The following is an 18,145-nucleotide window of genomic DNA, read 5'->3' as shown; positions in this document are numbered from 1 at the left end:
CTGATTAAAAACGAATGTTCTTGAGAAATTCCGCCAGGCGCGGCGATTGCGGGCGTTCGAAGATGTCCTTCGAGGTGCCCTGTTCTTCAATGCGGCCCTGGTTCATGAAAACGATCTTGTCCGAGACTTCATAGGCAAAGCGCATTTCGTGGGTGACCAGCAACATGGTCATGCCCTCCTCCGCCAGACCCTTGATCACGCTGAGCACTTCGCCCACCAACTCGGGGTCGAGGGCCGAGGTGACTTCGTCGAACAGCATCAGGCTGGGGTTCATGGCAATGGCGCGGGCAATCGCCACACGCTGTTGCTGGCCGCCGGACAGTTGGCCGGGGAAGTGGTTGCGACGCTCTAGAAGTCCTACGCGGTCCAGCCATTTTTCCGCCAGCGCAACGGCTTCGTCCTTGCCCATTTTCTTGACCTTGAGCAAGCCGAGGGTAACGTTCTGCAACGCAGTCAAATGGGGGAAAAGGTTGAATTGCTGGAACGCCATGCCCGTCATCGCACGGTGCTGCGCAATGACGCGCTCAGGGTGGCGCACGCGCTTGCCGGCGATTTCGCTGTAACCGATGGACTCGCCATCCAAGGTGATTTGGCCGCCCTGGAACTCTTCCAGCAGGTTGACGCAACGCAACAGTGTGGTCTTGCCCGAGCCGCTGGAGCCGATCAAGGTCACCACGTTGCCGCGCTGCATGGACAGGTCAACGCCCTTGAGCACTTCCACCTGGCCGTATTGCTTACGCAGGCCACGGATGTTCAGCAGCGGTTGGTTGGTGTGAGGTTGGTTCATGGCAAGGCCACCCGCTTTTCAATGTAGCGCCCGAATAACTCGATGGCGTAGTTGATGACAAAGAACATAAAGCCTGCGAACAGGTAGAACTCCAGGGTCATGAAGGTGCGCGCGATCACTTGCTGGGTACTGAGCAGCAACTCGGCCACGCCGATCACCGAGAGCAAGGTGGAGGCCTTGACGATTTCCGTGGAGGAATTGACCCAGGTTGGCAAAATCTGGCGCAGCGCCTGGGGCAGCAACACATAGCCCAGGGACTGGTAGAACGTCAGGCCGATGGCCTTGCCCGCTTCCAGTTGCCCACGGGGAATGGCTTGCAGCGCGCCGCGCACGATCTCGGAGACGTGAGAACCGCAGAACAGCGTCAACCCGACCGCACCGGCCTGGAACGCGGTGATCTGCCAACCGAGCGCCGGCAGCATGTAGAAACACGCCAGCACCAGCACGAACACCGGCGTGCCACGGATCAGGTCGACATACAGACGAAACGGTGCACGCATCCAGAACTTGCCGTAGGTCAGGATCAACCCGGCGACAATGCCGATCAGGGTGCCAAAGATAATCGCCAACGCAGACACATAAACACTGGCTTGAAAGCCCGCCCAGAGGGTATCCCGGGCGATCCACAACTCATGCAGCCAGCTGGGGGATTCGTACATGGAAACCTCGCTTAACGACGGATCGCCAGACGCTGTTCCAGGTAACGGAGCAGCATGGCAATGAGGTAACAGGCAGCCACGTAGAGCGCCGTCGTGACCATCCAGGTTTCAATCACCCGGTAGCTTTCGACGTTGATCTTGCGGGCGTAATAGGTCAGCTCCGGCACCGCGATAGCGGCGGCGAGCGAGGTGTCCTTGAACAGCGAAATGAAATTGTTCGACAGCGCGGGCAGCACATTGCGCAGCATCACCGGTACGGTGATGTAGGCGCGGATACGCCATTCGCCCAGGCCGATAGCCAACCCGGCTTCCCGCAGGCCCTTGGGAATGTTCAACAGCCCGGCGCGGAACACTTCGGTCAAGTAGGCACCCGCGTACAGCGACAAGGTGATGATGAACGACGGGATCTTGTCCAGACGGATCCCGAGACTGGGCAACGCAAAGTAGATCAACAGGATCAACACAAGGATCGGCGTATTGCGCACCACCGTCACGTACACCGAGGCGAAGATCCGCAACGCACGGTGCTTGGAGAGCATGGCAAACGCCATCATCAGGCCGATCACACAGCCGATGGCGATCGACAGCAGCGCCAGCTCAAGGCCCAGGCCGAGCCCTGCCAGCAAGCTGGGGAAGTCGCGCCACACGGCGGCAAAGTTCAACTGATAATTCATGGTCAGCAGTACCTGATTGGGGCGCCGTCAGCGACGCCCCAGGTTTTCGATTTACTTGAACTCAACCGGGAAGCCGATCGCGGGTTCCGGCAGGTCGACACCGAACCATTGCTTGAACGAGGCCTTGTAGGTCGGGAACTCCACGCCGGTCATGGCTTCATGCAGCGCGGTGTTGACGAAGTTCAGCCAGTCCTGGTCGCCACGCTTGACGGCGCACGCATAGGTCTGCGGGCTCCAGGCGTACGTCGGGCTGCGGTAGCGGCCTGGGTTCTGCACCATCAGGTATTTGACCGAGGACTGGTCGGTGGCGGCGGCATCGGCGCGACCGGAGTTCACGGCCTGATACATCAGGTCGACGCTGTCGTATTGGTCGACCTTGGCCTTGGGCAACGCCTGGTGCACCAGCTCTTCGGCATACACGTTTTGCAGCACAGCCACGGTGACGCCGTCGCCGCCAGCCTGCAGGTCTTCAATCTCTTTGTACTTGCTGTTGTTCGGCAGCAGCAGGCCCACGCCTTCGCGGTAGTACGGCAGGGTGAACGCGACCTGCTGGGCACGGCTGGCGGTGACGGTAATGAACTGGCAACTCATGTCGACCTTGTCGGTCAGCAGGTTGGGAATCCGGGCGTCAGACGACTGCACCACGAACTCGACCTTGCTTGGGTCATTGAACAAGCCCTTGGCCACTATGCGGCCGATGTCGATATCAAACCCTTGCAACTTGCCATCCGCTCCCTGGAAGTGCCACGGCGCATTGGTACTGCCTGTACCCACGATCAAGTGCCCACGCTTGAGCACATCATCGAGCTTGCTGTCCGCCGCCTGCACGATGCTTGCGAGGGAAGCCGATGCGGCGAAGAGAAAAACACACGCTTTAAACACGGAAGGTCGGTGATGCATGACAAGCACTCCAGGAGTTGTGTATTCCGCTATACCGGAACTTAGTATGTAACAACGGAATAGACAGCAGAAAGTGTGCCACACGCGGCAACAGAAAAAAACGACATGGATAAATCTGTGTTAAATCAACTAGATAAAAGATAATGTGCGATAAGGCGTTAAGCCAGCACCTGAAATCACTTTGCTACCCAAGGCCCCACACAGCGGTGACAGACCCAGTTGCGTGCGCTACGACGGCGTTACCGCGCACCGTTGCAGTGCGTCTGGCGCGTGGAAAAATCCCCACGCTGGGCTAGCCTTGGCACATTCATTCCGACAAGGACTCCGCCCTGATGAAGTTCCGCCTCACCCTGGTCTTGCTTTCCTTTCTGGTGGCCGGCAGTGCTTGGGCCAGTAACGACCGCCGCGAATGCAAGGAAGAACTGCGCAAGCTCAACGCAGCCCTGAGCACCAACTACACCAGCCAGAACCACCACGGCTACCGTCAGGCAAAGGCTTCGAGGGACAACCTTGAATACAAGAAATGCGCAAGCCAGGCGCGCAAGGCGCGGGAACGCCTGGAGCGCGATAGCGACCTGTGAAGGTTGACAGTAGACGGCAGTGATTCCTCGACTTAGCGTGGGCAGACACTCGCACTGTCCAGGAGGACCACTATCATGGGAATTGCCACCGCAACCATTACCAACGCCGAGGAATATGAAAAGGTACTGAGTACCTCCCACCCCGTGTTTCTATTGTTCGTTTCAGCTCGCTGCCCTGCGTGCGCAGACACCGGCCCATTGTTCGAACGGATTGCTGCCAGGCATCCCGATATCGTGAGCCTGGTGCTGGACTGCGCAAACACTCCGCAACACCCCCATGTCAAGGGCACGCCCACCTTGTTGGTTTACGTCATGGGCGAACTGATGGAAATTATCGAGGGTTTCGACCCCATTAAAGATCAGGAAAAAACTGTGGAAGAGCTTTTCGACCGCTACGTCCAGCGTCCCCTCTTGCACGGTACGACCTAGCGTCTAAGCTGCTCAAATTAGTCTCAGCCACCAGGTCGGCAATGTTCAAGACCATTGAAGCTGAAGTCTTGGAGAAACGCCCGTCACCCACCTTGCAACTTGAGCTCGCCCAGCATGATTTCGAGCGACTCAAGTCATTCTGCCTGCTGATCTACATCGCGATCATCACATTGGGCACCCGTCCGCTAATCGAAGGCTTGTCGACGGATCTGCACCCCAGCGGGGTGATTCTGACAACGCTTACGTTTCACACGCCCGCATAAACCGATCACGCCCCGTGCGTGATAGACAGCGCATCGAAATGCTTTACCGGGCGGCCACTTACTGGATAATAGCTCAATGCCTTCATTGAGTTAATGTTCGGCACCACCTCTACCGCCTCGATGGATTTTCTTCTGCGTATGGACACTCCTCTGCTTCCGCAAAAACGCCTCAATGCTGCAATCACCAAAGTCATGGCCGGTATCAGCGCAACGCTGGGCGCCATGTGGGCGCTGATCACCTATGTGTTTCCCGATCCCAGCGTGTTCGGCTTTGGCTTTCTCAACTGGAAAAACTTGATTCTGGTGATCAGCGTGTTCCTGTTCCTCGCGGCACTGTCTATTGGCTGGCAGGCGCGTCGCCTGCCGGATGCGATAAAAGGCACGCTTTCGGTGATCCTGGCCGTATTGCTCGCCGGCGGTTTTTTCATTTTGGGCAGTGAGTACGCCAAACCCACTTTCGAATTTGCCCAATCGCAAAAGCTGATGACTGAAAATGACGGCGCCAACCTGTTTGGCAAGCGTATAGAGCTGGTCGACGGTGTACGCATCGAACTGCTGGAGTGTGAGCAGATTGGCCAGGCACCGAGCTGCCTGCTGGAACTGACCAACACCAATGTCGACCGCGAAATGCGCGACCTTAAGCAAAGCACCCTATTTGAAAAAACCGGCGGCTCCCTGGATGTCGAGCAACTGCAGGTCGGCCAATCTAAGTCTGACCAGTGGAACGCATTTGCGCTGGTACGCAATGTGCCGACCCGAGTGACGATGGTGTTCCAGCCCGTGCGCGGGAAGCTGGAGAGCATCCCGGCACTCAAGATCAGGTTTCGCAGCCTCAAGGGTGAGGATAACGTGGTGAAATTCAGTGGCGTGGCGGTTAACTGAGGGGATGGATATGAGCACTGCTACTGCAACAGAGAATACTGACCAGCCCTGGGAAGATACGTTGATTCTGGCATTTCGCGATATTCAGTGGATCCATCACCGCGAAAAACAGCAGACACTGATTTCAGATGCGCTTGGCTGGTTCCAATTGAACAATCATTTACTGCTGTGCAATCCCTCAGACAAAACACAGCAAAACACCTGTAATAAGGCCAAGGAAAAGCTCGATCTGGCAGTGAAAGAAATGGCGGCAACACCGCCACTACTCGCGAAATTGGACGGCAAGGCTGAAAGTGCAGCGGGCGATGTGCTAACCGCCCATGAAGACAGGTTCTTCCTGATTGAATTCAAATCAGACATGAGCACCAGAAGCTCCGAATACACCAAATTCCTGGGGATTCTAATGTGGCTGATCGATCCAGAAGCCAACCACGTACTGATAAACCAGTCAAAAAAAGGGCATTTTTTTGTCACGCAGAGGCCCGACACATGCGCCCCCTCTGCTCCAAACCTGCGAAAGCTCACTATGGAGGCCTACACTTACTACGACGCAATCACTCAGCCCAACTTAAAACTGACTGCGGCGATCCCCGTGCACACGCTCCTGGCAGAAAAACGCCACGGCCTGCCGCTGGCTCAAATGGCGGACTACCTTCAACTGCTCTGTAACGTACATGTCGGTGACGCAGCAGGCGGCGCACACCCGATGAAAGTGGCGGTGGCAAGTGCATCCGGGGTGTTTTGGCCGATATCCGACCTTTCGGAACTGACTGCATTGGCCGGCTTGTTCAACGCGACCGCAAGGCTGTCGCACCCAAAACACCCGGCATTTGGCATTGCAAACGCCAAACGCCTGAAAGACATCGTCGATGCCTTTCGGAAAAAAACGCTCGAAGAGCAAAAAACCGCGCTCAGACGTGACGGCAGAACACCCGGCGGCGCCACTCCAGGCATCAATCGAAGCTGAGTGACACCGCTTACGCCCCCATCAGGAATCCACGCACCGAAGCAGGCTGACCTGCGTCACCCGGCGGTCCTCCACCGCCGCCACCGTCAGGCGCCAACCCTCATGTTCCAGGCTGTCGCCCACCACTGGGAGGCGATCCAGCAGACTCATCACCAGGCCGGCCAGGGTCTGATAATCGTCGGTCGCAACCGCGTTGAAGCCCGTGCGCTGACGCACCTGATTGAGGTTCAGTGCACCATTGGCGCGGAAACCAGCGCCCTCCTCGACAATATCCGGCCCTTCGATTTCGCTGGCGTCCGGCAGCTCACCGGCGATGGATTCCAGGATGTCGGTCATGCTCAACACGCCCATGAAGTCACCGAATTCGTTGATCACAAACGCAATGTGGGTGGATTCCTGACGCATCTGCTCCAGGGCGTTGAGGATCGAGAAACTGTCCAGCAGGTTGATCGCCCGGCGTGCCAGGTGCTCCAGGTTCGGCTCGTTACCGGCCAGGTATTCCTTGAGCAACTCCTTCTTGTGCACAAAGCCCAGCGGTTCATCGACGGCGCCGTTGCGGATCAACGGCAGTCGCGAGTAGGACGAATGCATCAGTTTCAGACGAATGCTGTCGGGATCATCCGCCAGATCGATGCAGTCGACCTTGGCCCGCGGTGTCATCAGTGTGCGGATCGGCCGTTCGGCCAGTTGCAGCACACCACTGATCATCACGCGCTCGCGCCGATCAAACAGCGGGCCTTGCCCAGCATCTGGCTCACCCAGCAGGTCGGCAACCTCATCGCTCACCTCTTCCACCGCCAGGCTACGACCGCCGAGCAAGCGCATCACGGCATGGGCCGTACGCTCACGTACTGGCAACACACCTTGCGCCGACTTCTTGCGGCGGGCCCGTGCGATCTGGTTGAACAACTCGATCAGGATTGAGAAACCAATCGCTGCGTACAGGTAACCCTTCGGAATATGGAAACCCAGGCCTTCGGCGGTCAGGGCAAAACCGATCATCATCAAGAAGCCCAGGCACAGCATGATCACCGTCGGGTGCGCATTGACGAAGCGGGTCAATGGCTTGCTCGCGACGATCATCACACCGATGGACACGATCACCGCGATCATCATCACCGCCAGCTCGTCCACCATGCCCACGGCGGTAATCACCGCATCCAGGGAGAACACCGCATCCAGCACCACGATCTGCGCCACGATCGGCCAGAACATCGCGTAGGCGGCATTGCCCGTGCGCTGGACCACATGGCCTTCGAGGCGCTCGTGCAATTCCATGGTGGCCTTGAACAACAGGAATACACCACCAAACAACATGATCAGGTCACGGCCCGAGAAGCTCTTGTCGAACACCTCGAACAACGGCTGCGTCAGGGTCACCAGCCAGGAAATACTCGCCAATAGGCCCAGGCGCATCAGCAGCGCCAGGGACAGGCCGATCAACCGCGCACGGTCACGCTGCTCCGGCGGCAACTTGTCCGCCAGGATCGCGATAAACACCAGGTTGTCGATGCCCAGCACCAGTTCCAGCACAATCAAGGTCAACAGCCCGAGCCAGGCCGTTGGATCCGCTAACCATTCCATTTATTGAGTCTCTTCAGTCATCGATTTTCAGAATGCCGGGCACGGCAAGGCGCGGTCAGTGGACCGGTATAAGGTTAGCAGTCGGAATACGGGGTGCTTCAGAGTGAACAGCGGCAGCGCAAGTCTTGGGGAAAGACGACTGGGGGGCTCCGAAAGGGTGTTCATGCAAATCCTGAAATAACAAAAGGACTTGGATCCTACATCTGAAACACAAACTTCCTACAACGCAAAACTATTACAAGATCTGTAATCTCACCTGTAGGAGCCGGCTTGCCGGCGATGGCGTCCTCACAAACGCCATCGCCGGCAAGCCGACTCCTACAGGGGCATCGTGGTGTCAGGACTTACGGGTAGCGTCATCCAACGCCAGAATGGTATGCGCATTGGTCACCGTCGTGGCCAGCGTATTGATCACCCCCGACCGCAACGCCCCCAGCGTCGCCGCCGCCTTGGTATTTTCGCTGGCAATCGCCACCACATCCGGTATGCGAAACAACTCCTGCACCGTCAACCCGATCACCCGCCCCTGGATCGCGTTGACCGCCGGTTGCCCGTGAATGTCGATAAAGTCATAGCCCATCATGTCACCCACGGTGCCGGACAACCGGGCCTGGGCGATTTCCTGCGGTGAGAACCAGCCCATGCGCACCATGTTGCTGTTCTCACTCATGTCGCCAATACCGATCAACGCAATATCCGCGCGCCGCGCCCGGTCCAGCGTGGAGCGCACGGTGTCGTTATTGATCAGCACCCCGCGCAACTCCGGGTTCGCCACCAGGGCCGGGGCATACAAGCTTTCACTCTCCCCCCCGAAGCGCAGCGCCAGGCGCCGGCAGATATGGTCGGGGTTCATGTATTCGCCGGCCTTGAGCGAACCACCGATGGCGCAGACAAATGTGCAATTGCGTGTCACCGGCAAGAATACGTTGTCCGCCACTGCGCCGACGTTACGCCCCATGCCTACCGCGACAATCATGCCATCGCTCAGCGTCTTGTTCAGGTAGTTGGCCACCAGACTGGCAACGGCCGAGCGCTGGGTGTCGGGGTCGCTGTGGTCCACGGCAATCAAGGCGCGGTCCAGCTTGAAGCGCTGCACCAATGCCTGCTCCAGCTCGTTGTTCATGGCCGGGTGCTGCAGCACGCGCACCTCGACGATCCCCTCATCGCGCGCACGCTTGAGCAAGCGGCTGACTTTCGCCCGCGACAGGTCAAAGCGCTTGGCAATGGCTTCCTGAGTGACGTTCTCAAGGTAATAGAGCATTGCCACTTCGGTCATCTGATCGATATCGCTGGCAATGCGCTGGGTACTGTCACTCATGGGGACGGGCTTCCGTTTCGGCGTCAAAGGCGCATTCTCCCGACTCTTGCCCCGTTTAGTCCACTACTGATGCCCGTCGCGCTCGATCGCATTGATGCGCTCGACCTTGGCGCCGGAACGCGCCGACTCGAACTCCGACTCCAGGAATGATTTGACGATGCTTTTGGCCAGCTCCGCACCGATCACTCGCGCGCCGATGGACAGGATTTGCGCATCGTTGCTCTTACGCGCCCGCTCCGCCGAATAGGTGTCATGGGCCTGCGCCGCACGAATGCCCAGCACCTTGTTGGCGGAAATGGCCATGCCGATCCCGGTGCCACACACCAGCACACCCAGGCGCTGCTGCCCGGCATTGATCGCGTTGGCCACGGCCAGGGCGATGTCGGGGTAAAGCACCGGCGCGGTGGAATGGGTGCCGAAGTCGGTCACCGGGTAACCCAGCGCCTCGATATGGCGCTTCAACAGCTCTTTGAGCTCAAAACCCGCTTCATCGCATCCGATAGCCACCGGGAAAGGTGTGTTCATGGCGTCTGGCTCCGCTGCCGTGATCGTACTTATGACTGATCATATGATCACTCAATGAAATTTCGCTCAAGCATTTCGCCGCCAACCACCCCTCACTGTCAAGCATGATTTAACTGACTTGCCAGTCAAAAGCGCCTAAAAAGGCATTATTGACGAACAAGACGAGAATCAGTGCTTTTACATGAAAGAGATTGACTGATCAGAATTTCATTTGATACACATATGATCACAGCGAAACATGACTGTGCGACCTAATAAGAATTCACAGCACGAGGACACGCCGATGGCCACGCCATTACTGCTCCAGGCTGAACACGTCGCCAAGGCTTACGCCGGGGTCCCTGCCCTGCGTGACGGGCGCCTCTCTCTGCGGGCCGGTAGCGTCCACGCCCTGTGCGGCGGCAATGGCGCAGGCAAATCGACATTTCTGAGCATCCTGATGGGCATCACCCAGCGTGACGCCGGCAGCATTCTGCTCAACGGCGCACCGGTGCAGTTCAACCGCCCGAGTGAAGCGCTGGCAGCGGGGATCGCGATGATCACCCAGGAGCTGGAACCCATCCCCTACATGACCGTCGCCGAGAACATCTGGCTGGGGCGAGAACCACGCCGCGTCGGTTGCATCGTCGACAACAAGGCTCTGAACCGGCGCACCCGCGAATTGCTGGAAAGCCTGGAGTTCGACGTCGATGCCACCAGCCCCATGCACCGCTTGAGCGTCGCGCAGATCCAACTGGTGGAAATCGCCAAGGCCTTCAGCCATGACTGCCAGGTGATGATCATGGACGAACCCACCTCGGCCATTGGCGAACACGAGGCGCAAACCCTGTTCAAGGCCATCCGCCGCCTGACGGCCCGGGGCGCCGGTATTGTGTATGTGTCGCACCGCCTCAGCGAACTGGCGCAGATCGCCGACGACTACAGCATCTTCCGCGACGGCGCCTTCGTCGAAAGCGGACGCATGGCGGACATTGATCGCGACCATCTGGTACGCGGCATCGTCGGCCAGGAATTGACTCGCATCGACCACAAGGTCGGTCGCGAATGCGCTGCCAACACTTGTCTGCAAGTCGACCACCTGAGCCGCACCGGAGAGTTCCACGACATCAGCCTGCAATTGCGCCAAGGCGAAATCCTCGGCATTTATGGCTTGATGGGCTCGGGGCGCAGCGAGTTCCTCAACTGCATCTACGGCCTGACGGTCGCGGACTCCGGCAGTGTCACCCTGCAAGGCAAGCCCATGCCGATCGGGCTGCCGAAGGCGACCATCAATGCCGGCATGTCGCTGGTCACCGAAGATCGCAAGGACAGTGGCCTGGTGCTCACCGGCAGCATTCTTTCCAACATTGCCCTGTCGGCCTACAAGCGCCTTTCGAGCTGGTCGCTGATCAATGCGCGCAAAGAAACCCAACTCGCCCAGGACATGGTCAAGCGCCTGCAGATCAAGACCACGTCCCTGGAATTGCCGGTGGCATCCATGAGTGGCGGCAACCAGCAGAAAGTGGTGCTCGCCAAATGCCTGTCCACCGAGCCGGTCTGCCTGCTGTGTGACGAACCGACCCGTGGCATCGATGAAGGCGCCAAGCAGGAGATCTACCACCTGCTCGACCAATTCGTACGCGGCGGTGGCGCTGCCATCGTGGTGTCGTCGGAAGCGCCGGAACTGCTGCACCTGAGCGATCGCATCGCCGTATTCAAGGGCGGCCGGCTGGTGACCATCAGCACCGACACCGCCCTTTCCCAGGAAGCCTTGTTGAGTCTTGCCTCATGAATGCCAAAACCCTCGCAGCACCTGTCACTGCCGCGCCGCGCAATCGCCTGCGTCTGTCCCTCGACCGCTTCGGCCTGCCGCTGGTGTTTATCCTGCTGTGCGTGGTGATGGCGTTCTCCAGTGAATACTTCATGACCTGGCGCAACTGGATGGACATCCTGCGCCAGACCTCGATCAACGGCATCCTTGCGGTGGGCATGACCTATGTGATCCTGACCAAGGGCATCGACTTGTCCGTGGGCTCGATCCTGGCCTTTGCCGGGTTGTGCAGCGCCATGGTCGCGACCCAGGGGTACGGCGTGCTGGCGGCGGTCAGTGCCGGGATGTTTGCCGGCGCGATGCTCGGCGTGGTGAACGGCTTCATGGTCGCGAACCTGTCGATCCCGCCCTTCGTGGCCACCCTGGGCATGCTCAGCATTGCGCGCGGCATGACCTTCATCCTTAACGATGGCAGCCCGATCACCGACCTGCCCGACGCCTACCTGGCGCTGGGCATCGGCAAGATCGGCCCGATCGGCGTGCCAATCGTCATCTTCGCCGTGGTTGCGCTGATCTTCTGGATGGTGCTGCGCTACACGACCTACGGCCGCTATGTGTACGCGGTCGGCGGCAATGAAAAGAGCGCACGCACCTCTGGCATCGGCGTGCGCAAGGTGATGTTTTCGGTATACGTGGTCTCGGGCCTGCTCGCCGGACTGGCCGGCGTGGTGCTCTCGGCCCGCACCACCTCTGCCCTGCCCCAGGCCGGGGTGTCCTATGAACTGGACGCGATTGCCGCCGTGGTGATCGGCGGCACCAGCTTGTCGGGCGGCACCGGCAGCATTGTCGGCACGCTGTTCGGCGCACTGTTGATCGGGGTGATCAACAACGGGCTGAACCTGCTCGGCGTGTCCTCTTATTACCAGCAGGTCGCCAAGGGCCTGATCATTGTGTTCGCAGTACTGATCGACGTGTGGCGCAAGAAAAAACGCTAGAGAACGACCCACAACAATAACCGGAGTTCTACTCATGAAACTTGGTACCACCTTAGCCGCCACAGCGGCCCTCTCCCTGCTCGCCTGCAGTATCGCCCTGGCCGCCGATGGCAAGACCTACAAGGTCGGCGCAGCCGTCTACGGCCTCAAGGGCCAGTTCATGCAGAACTGGGTCCGCGAGCTCAAGGAACACCCGGCGGTCAAGGACGGCACCGTGCAGTTGACCGTGTTCGACGGCAACTACGACGCCCTCACCCAGAACAACCAGATCGAAAACATGGTGACCCAACGCTACGACGCCATCCTGTTCGTACCGATCGACACCAAGGCCGGCGTCGGCACCGTCAAGGCGGCCATGAGCAACGACGTGGTGGTCATCGCCTCCAATACGAAAGTAGCCGATGCCTCTGTGCCGTATGTGGGTAACGATGATGTCGAAGGCGGCCGCCTGCAGGCCCAGGCCATGGTCGACAAACTTAATGGCAAAGGCAACGTGGTGATTATCCAGGGGCCGATTGGCCAGTCGGCGCAGATCGACCGGGAAAAAGGCGAACTGGAAGTGCTGGGCAAACACCCGGACATCAAGATCATCGAGAAAAAGACCGCCAACTGGGACCGCGCCCAGGCCCTGGCGCTCACTGAAGACTGGTTGAACGCCCACCCCAAAGGCATCAACGGCGTGATCGCGCAGAACGACGACATGGCCCTAGGCGCCGTGCAGGCCCTGAAGTCCCACGGGCTGACCTCCAAGGACGTGCCGGTCACCTCGATCGATGGTATGCCGGACGCGATCCAGGCGGCGAAAAAAGACGAAGTCACCACCTTCCTGCAAGACGCCCAGGCCCAGTCCCAGGGCGCGCTGGACGTGGCGCTGCGTGCACTGGCCGGCAAGGACTACAAGCCGCAGTCGGTGATCTGGGAGCGCTATGCCAAGGATGTGAAATGGGGGGACGGCACGGCCAAGAACTACATCCTGCCGTGGGTGCCGGTCACCAATGCCAACGCCGATGCGCTGTACAAACAAGTCAGCGGCGGCAAATAACGGTTTCGACCTATAAATGCATTCCAAATGTGGGAGCGGGCTTGCTCGCGAAAGCGGTGGATCAGCCAACTGATATACCACCTGACAAACCGCTTTCGCGAGCAAGCCCGCTCCCACATTGGATCTCCACCGTTTTCAAAAATGGAGTCATTCATGTCTGGATTCTGGAACCAAGCCTTCGACCTCACCGGCCGTTGCGCGGTGATTACCGGTGGCGCTGCCGGGATCGGCCTGGCCTGTGCCAGCCTGCTGGTAGAACGCGGCGCCCGCGTGGCGCTGCTGGACCGTGAGCCGGCAGTGGTCGAGGTAGCCGCCAGCCTGGGCGCCGGGCATCTGGGCATTGCCGTCGACCTCGGCCAGATCGGCCAGATACAACCCACCATCGACACAGTTTTCGAACACTTCCAACGCCTGGATTACCTGATCAACAGCGCCGGCGTGGTACTGCTGGACAAGGCCATCGACGTGAGCGAAAGCGCCTGGGACACCACCCTGGACATCAACCTCAAGGCCAGCTTCTTCGTGGCCCAGGCCTGCGCCCGGCACATGCTCGCCCAAGGCAGCGGACGCATCGTCAACCTCGCCTCCCAGGCCGCCGTGATCGGCCTGGACCGGCACGTCGCTTATTGCGCCAGCAAGGCCGCCATTGTCGGCATGAGCAAAGTACTGGCCATGGAATGGGCCCCTCACATCAACGTCAACGCCATCTCGCCGACCATTGTGGAGACAGCCCTGGGCAAGAAAGCCTGGGCGGGCGACGTGGGTGAAAAGGCCAAGTTGCAGATCCCGGCGGGCCGCTTTGCCCAGCCGGAAGAAATCGCCGGGCTGGCGTTGTACCTGCTCAGTGATGCGGCGCAGATGATCACCGGCGCCAACATGGTGATCGACGGCGGCTACAGCATTCAGTAATTCATCTTCTTGTCGTGAGGTTTTGTCATGTCCACCGTTACCGAACGCACACCCGAACAACTGTCCCCAGTCATCCCGAAAACCATGCAGGCCGTGGTGTGCCATGGCCCGGAAGATTACCGCCTGGAAATCGTCGACGTGCCTACGCCCGGCCCCGATGAAATCCTCACCAAAGTCGAGTTGTGCGGCATCTGCATGGGCGACATCAAGACCTATCGCGGCGCCCCGTCGTTCTGGGGTGACGCCGAACAACCCCGCTACGTGAAGCCGCCGATGATCCCCGGCCATGAATTCGTCTGCCGCGTGGTTGCCCTGGGCCCAGGTGCAGAAAAACGCGGAGTGAAGGTCGGTGATCGGGTGATTTCCGAACAGATCGTGCCGTGCTGGGGCTGCCGCTTCTGCAACCACGGCCAATACTGGATGTGCCAGAAGCACGACCTGTATGGCTTCCAGAACAATGTGCAGGGCGCCATGGCCCAGTACATGATCTTCACCAAGGAAGGCATCATCCACACAGTGCCGGAGTCCATTGCCCCCGACGAAGCGATTTTGATCGAGCCGCTGGCCTGCTCGCTGCACGCGGCGGAACGCGCCAATGTCGACCACGACGACATCGTGGTGGTCGCCGGCGCCGGCACCCTGGGCTTGGGCATCATCGGTGCCGTGCGCCTGCGCAATCCGAAAAAGCTCATCGTGCTGGACATGAAACCCGAACGCGCCGCCCTGGCCCTGCGCATGGGCGCCGACGAAGTCTGGAACCCGGCCGAGCTGGACGTGCTGGCGAAGATCCGCGAGATCACCGACGGCTATGGCTGCGACATCTATATCGAAGCCACCGGGCACCACAAGGCAGTGAACCAGGGCCTGGCAATGCTGCGAAAACTGGGGCGTTTCGTCGAATTCAGTGTGTTCAATGACGAGGCCACAGTAGATTGGTCGATCATTGGTGATCGCAAGGAACTCGACATTCTCGGCTCACACCTAGGGCCGTATATGTACCCACGCGCCATCGACTTTATCGGCAACCGCAAGATCGACATGCGCGACGTGGTGACCCACAAATTCGCGCTGGCGGATTTCAAGGAAGCGTTCGCGGTGATGGAGCGCGGCGACAAGTCGCTGAAGGTCGTTCTGGAACCCTGACCCACAGACGACACACACCCTTGTAGGAGCCGGCTTACCGGCGATAGCGGCATACCCGACGATGCAGGTGTTATCTGACACACCGCCATCGCCGGTAAGCCAGCCCCCACAGTTGATCCATGTGCCCACTAGAACAAGAACAGGAACCCGCGTTATGAATCGAGTCATCAACGATCCGGACCAGGTGGTCGAGGACATGCTGCGCGGCATTCTGGTCGCGCACCCCGAACTGCGCCAATTCGAGACCAACCCACGCGTCATCGTCAAGGCCAAGCCTTCTGCGCCGGGCCGCGTCGGCATTGTCACTGGCGGCGGATCGGGCCATGAGCCGGCTTTTCTTGGCTATGTCGGCCCGGGCCTGGTGGATGCCGTGGCGGTCGGCGAAATTTTTTCCTCACCCACCGCCAAGAGTTTCTTCGACGCCTTCCGCGCCGCCGACCATGGCGCAGGCGTGGCCTGCCTTTACGGTAACTACGCTGGCGACAATATGAACGTGAAGCTGGCGATGAAAATGGCCGCCAGCAAAGACATGCGCATCCGCACGGTGGTCGCCAACGACGACGTAGCGTCCGCCCCCAAGGCCGAGATTGCCAAGCGCCGTGGCGTGGCCGGGGAGATCTTCATGTGGAAGATCGGTGGCGCTGCTGCCGTGCAGCACTACGACTTGGACGAGGTGATCCGGGTCGCACAGAAAACCGTGGATAACTGCCGCTCGATTGGTATCGGCCTGACCCCCTGCACCATTGCAGCAGTGGGCAAGCCGAACTTCCAGATCCCTGACGGCCAGATGGAGCTGGGCATCGGCCATCATGGCGAACCGGGCATCGAGGTGATCCCGATCGAAGCGGCTGCCGCCATGGCTGAACGCATGCTCGCGCCGATCCTCGCCGACCGTGATTTCGGCCAGGACGACAGCGTGGTGGTACTGGTCTCGGGCCTGGGCGCCACGCCGGTCATGGAGTTGTATGTTTTCTATGCCGAGGTCGAAAAACAACTCACGGCCAAAGGCTTGAAGATTCACCGCTGCTACGTCGGGAACTACTTCACCTCCCTGGAAATGATGGGCGTGACCCTGACCCTGCTCGGCCTCGACGCAGAGCTTGCCACCCTGATCGATCAACCCTGCCGCTCCATCGGCATGACCCAGGCGGAGTAAACCATGAGCCAGCATTTTTCCACCTGTGACGGCGGCGCCATCGTCAGCGACCTGGTCAGCGTGATCGTCGCCAACCGCGAATACCTCAGTGAAATCGACGGCGCCATCGGCGATGGCGACCACGGCATCAACATGGCCAAGGGCTTCGCCCATTGCGGGCGCACCATTGAAGGACGCCAACTGACCCTGGCCGAGGCGCTCGACGAGCTGACCCTCAGCTTGATGGAAGGCATCGGCGGCTCCATGGGGCCTTTGTATGGCAGCCTGTTTATCGGCATGGCCGATGAAGTGCGCAGCAGTGATGACATCGACGCCGCAACCTTTGCTCATTTGCTGCGCGGCGGCTTGACCTCGTTGCAGGACATCACGGACGCGGGTGTGGGCGATAAATGCCTGATGGACACCTTGATCCCGGCGGTTGAGGCTTTTGAGCGCGAGCATGCCTCAGGGGCCTCCTTCAGCGACGCTCTGAATGCGATGAAAGCCGCCGCGTCACAGGGCCGCGACTCGACCAAGGACCTGGTGGCCAAGATCGGCCGCGCCAGTCGCTTGGGCGAACGTTCCCTCGGCGTGCTGGATGCCGGCGCGGTGTCGTGCTGCCTGATCCTCACGCGTCTGGCCGATTCGGTGCAGACGCGACTGTCTGCTTGACCTGCTGGATATACCGCGCGACCGCCGGCGCTTTTTCGAAGCGCCGGTGAATCAGCGATAGCCACGACGATGCGTCAACGCCCTGAATGCTGCGGTACACCACGCCTGGCAAACTGACATGCCCCACCATGGACGCCGGCACCACCGCCACGCCCTGCCCGAGTGACACCAGCGCCACCACCGCCACCAACCCACCGGGTTGCGGCCCCAGGCGCGGTGCGTAGCCACCTTGCGCGGCCACCTGCAAGGTGCCGCTGATTTGCTCCGGCAAGATGAATGTCTCGTTCTCCAAATGCTTGCAACCGATGGCCTTGAGCCCCAGCAGCCAGGAGTCCTGGGGCAGCGCCAAGACAAACCCTTCGCTGTCCAGGCGCACCGCCTCGACCCCCTCCGGCAGCGTCATGGGCGAGCGGATGTAACCGATATCGACACGCCCGTCCGCTACCGCGCCAGGCAACGTCGCCATCGCACATTCGCGCACATTCACGCTCACATCCGGAAACGCCTGGCCGAACGCCTGCATTTGCCGCTGCAACAGGCCCGAATACACCGCCGACGCCACATAGCCCAATTCGATATGGCCGATCTCGCCACGTCCGGCGCGCTGAGCATTGCGCTGGGCGAACTCGAACTGGCGCACGGTAGCCTCGGCTTCGATCAATAAGGCAGCACCAGCTTCGGTCAGGCTGACTTCGCGTTGCTGGCGGACAAACAGACGCGTCCCCAGCGCCGCTTCCATGTCTTGGATCTGACGGCTTAACGTCGGGGGCGCAATGCCCAAGTGCTCCGCGGCCCGCGTGAAGTTGCGCTGGCGGGCAACGGCCAGGAAATAGCGAAAATGACGAATATCCATAACAGCATTAGCTCAAAGGTAATGAAGTGCTTCACGGCGACTAACAAAGATATTGCCGGGAGGGAATAAGCTCACAG

20 protein-coding genes are annotated in these 18,145 nt (G+C 59.7%); 12 read left to right on the top strand and 8 right to left on the bottom strand.

All coding sequences use genetic code 11. From position 1 onward, the window contains the following. Positions 1-4 precede the first annotated feature (4 nt). From RB216_RS12035 to RB216_RS12020, 4 genes are read right to left on the bottom strand one after another with little or no spacing between them, the layout of a single operon-like run. A complete protein-coding gene (locus RB216_RS12035; protein WP_016976585.1) occupies positions 5-787 on the bottom strand; it encodes an amino acid ABC transporter ATP-binding protein in 783 nt (260 codons plus the stop codon). Beyond that, a complete protein-coding gene (locus RB216_RS12030) occupies positions 784-1,446 on the bottom strand; it encodes an amino acid ABC transporter permease (protein ID WP_016976586.1) in 663 nt (220 codons plus the stop codon). Before RB216_RS12030 ends, RB216_RS12035 begins: the two co-directional genes overlap by 4 nt. 11 nt (positions 1,447-1,457) lie before the next feature. Then, positions 1,458-2,120 (bottom strand): amino acid ABC transporter permease, encoded by a 663-nt coding sequence (locus tag RB216_RS12025; protein ID WP_028616418.1) that lies wholly within the window; start codon positions 2,118-2,120, stop codon positions 1,458-1,460. 51 nt (positions 2,121-2,171) lie between these two features. Continuing rightward, positions 2,172-3,020 carry a transporter substrate-binding protein gene (locus RB216_RS12020; protein WP_028616419.1) on the bottom strand — a complete coding sequence of 283 codons (849 nt, stop codon included), beginning with the start codon at positions 3,018-3,020 and terminating at the stop codon, positions 2,172-2,174. A gap of 332 nt (positions 3,021-3,352) precedes the next feature. On the opposite strand from RB216_RS12020, the gene RB216_RS12015 reads away from it, so the two are divergent. The 5 genes from RB216_RS12015 (at position 3,353) to RB216_RS11995 (ending at position 6,142) form a co-directional block, all read left to right on the top strand. After that, entirely contained in the window at positions 3,353-3,601 is a 249-nt protein-coding gene (locus RB216_RS12015; protein ID WP_028616420.1) for a hypothetical protein, read from the top strand. 75 nt (positions 3,602-3,676) lie between these two features. Further along, complete coding sequence (locus tag RB216_RS12010; RefSeq protein ID WP_068938034.1) at positions 3,677-4,030, top strand: thioredoxin family protein; 354 nt, start codon at positions 3,677-3,679, stop codon at positions 4,028-4,030. Positions 4,031-4,071: 41 nt separating this feature from the next. Further along, the gene (locus RB216_RS12005; RefSeq protein WP_028616422.1) at positions 4,072-4,293 is read left to right on the top strand and encodes a hypothetical protein; all 222 of its coding nucleotides are present in this window, start codon (positions 4,072-4,074) and stop codon (positions 4,291-4,293) included. 138 nt (positions 4,294-4,431) lie between these two features. Further along, the gene (locus RB216_RS12000; RefSeq protein WP_028616423.1) at positions 4,432-5,175 is read left to right on the top strand and encodes a hypothetical protein; all 744 of its coding nucleotides are present in this window, start codon (positions 4,432-4,434) and stop codon (positions 5,173-5,175) included. Between the two features lie 10 nt (positions 5,176-5,185). After that, positions 5,186-6,142 (top strand): hypothetical protein, encoded by a 957-nt coding sequence (locus tag RB216_RS11995; RefSeq protein ID WP_028616424.1) that lies wholly within the window; start codon positions 5,186-5,188, stop codon positions 6,140-6,142. 21 nt (positions 6,143-6,163) lie between these two features. Here the strand turns inward: RB216_RS11995 and RB216_RS11990 are convergent, their stop codons facing one another. The 3 genes from RB216_RS11990 to rpiB all read right to left on the bottom strand — a co-directional run bounded on the left by RB216_RS11990 (position 6,164) and on the right by rpiB (position 9,569). Continuing rightward, on the bottom strand, positions 6,164-7,726 hold the full coding sequence (locus RB216_RS11990; protein ID WP_028616425.1) for a TerC family protein: 1,563 nt from the start codon (positions 7,724-7,726) through the stop codon (positions 6,164-6,166). A 337-nt stretch (positions 7,727-8,063) separates the two neighbouring features. After that, a complete protein-coding gene (locus RB216_RS11985) occupies positions 8,064-9,044 on the bottom strand; it encodes a sugar-binding transcriptional regulator (RefSeq protein WP_028616426.1) in 981 nt (326 codons plus the stop codon). Positions 9,045-9,107: 63 nt separating this feature from the next. Next, the gene (gene rpiB / locus RB216_RS11980) at positions 9,108-9,569 is read right to left on the bottom strand and encodes a ribose 5-phosphate isomerase B (protein ID WP_010210973.1); all 462 of its coding nucleotides are present in this window, start codon (positions 9,567-9,569) and stop codon (positions 9,108-9,110) included. Between the two features lie 283 nt (positions 9,570-9,852). Between rpiB and RB216_RS11975 the strand changes: the two genes are divergently transcribed. From RB216_RS11975 to dhaL, 7 genes are all read left to right on the top strand, one after another. Then, the gene (locus RB216_RS11975; protein WP_236321012.1) at positions 9,853-11,340 is read left to right on the top strand and encodes a sugar ABC transporter ATP-binding protein; all 1,488 of its coding nucleotides are present in this window, start codon (positions 9,853-9,855) and stop codon (positions 11,338-11,340) included. After that, positions 11,337-12,314: an ABC transporter permease gene (locus tag RB216_RS11970; RefSeq protein ID WP_028616428.1), complete on the top strand. Its 978-nt coding sequence runs from the start codon at positions 11,337-11,339 to the stop codon at positions 12,312-12,314. The genes RB216_RS11975 and RB216_RS11970 overlap by 4 nt, the downstream gene beginning before the upstream one ends. A gap of 34 nt (positions 12,315-12,348) precedes the next feature. Beyond that, positions 12,349-13,356: a substrate-binding domain-containing protein gene (locus RB216_RS11965; protein ID WP_028616429.1), complete on the top strand. Its 1,008-nt coding sequence runs from the start codon at positions 12,349-12,351 to the stop codon at positions 13,354-13,356. Between the two features lie 153 nt (positions 13,357-13,509). Further along, positions 13,510-14,265, top strand: a complete 756-nt coding sequence (locus tag RB216_RS11960; protein WP_236321011.1) for an SDR family oxidoreductase — start codon at positions 13,510-13,512, stop codon at positions 14,263-14,265. Between the two features lie 27 nt (positions 14,266-14,292). Continuing rightward, positions 14,293-15,408, top strand: a complete 1,116-nt coding sequence (locus RB216_RS11955; RefSeq protein ID WP_308908737.1) for an MDR/zinc-dependent alcohol dehydrogenase-like family protein — start codon at positions 14,293-14,295, stop codon at positions 15,406-15,408. A 154-nt stretch (positions 15,409-15,562) separates the two neighbouring features. Continuing rightward, positions 15,563-16,564, top strand: coding sequence for a dihydroxyacetone kinase subunit DhaK (locus RB216_RS11950; RefSeq protein ID WP_308908736.1), 1,002 nt, complete (start codon positions 15,563-15,565; stop codon positions 16,562-16,564). A 3-nt stretch (positions 16,565-16,567) separates the two neighbouring features. Next, positions 16,568-17,215, top strand: a complete 648-nt coding sequence (gene dhaL / locus RB216_RS11945) for a dihydroxyacetone kinase subunit DhaL (protein ID WP_028616433.1) — start codon at positions 16,568-16,570, stop codon at positions 17,213-17,215. On the opposite strand, the gene RB216_RS11940 is transcribed toward dhaL, so the two are convergent. Continuing rightward, entirely contained in the window at positions 17,172-18,068 is an 897-nt protein-coding gene (locus tag RB216_RS11940) for a LysR family transcriptional regulator (protein WP_028616434.1), read from the bottom strand. The genes dhaL and RB216_RS11940 overlap by 44 nt on opposite strands. Positions 18,069-18,145: the final 77 nt, after the last annotated feature.

The sequence above is a fragment of the Pseudomonas canadensis genome (genome assembly GCF_030980095.1).
Taxonomy (GTDB): Bacteria; Pseudomonadota; Gammaproteobacteria; order Pseudomonadales; family Pseudomonadaceae; genus Aquipseudomonas; species Aquipseudomonas canadensis.
This window is presented reverse-complemented; position numbering and strand designations above follow the sequence as displayed.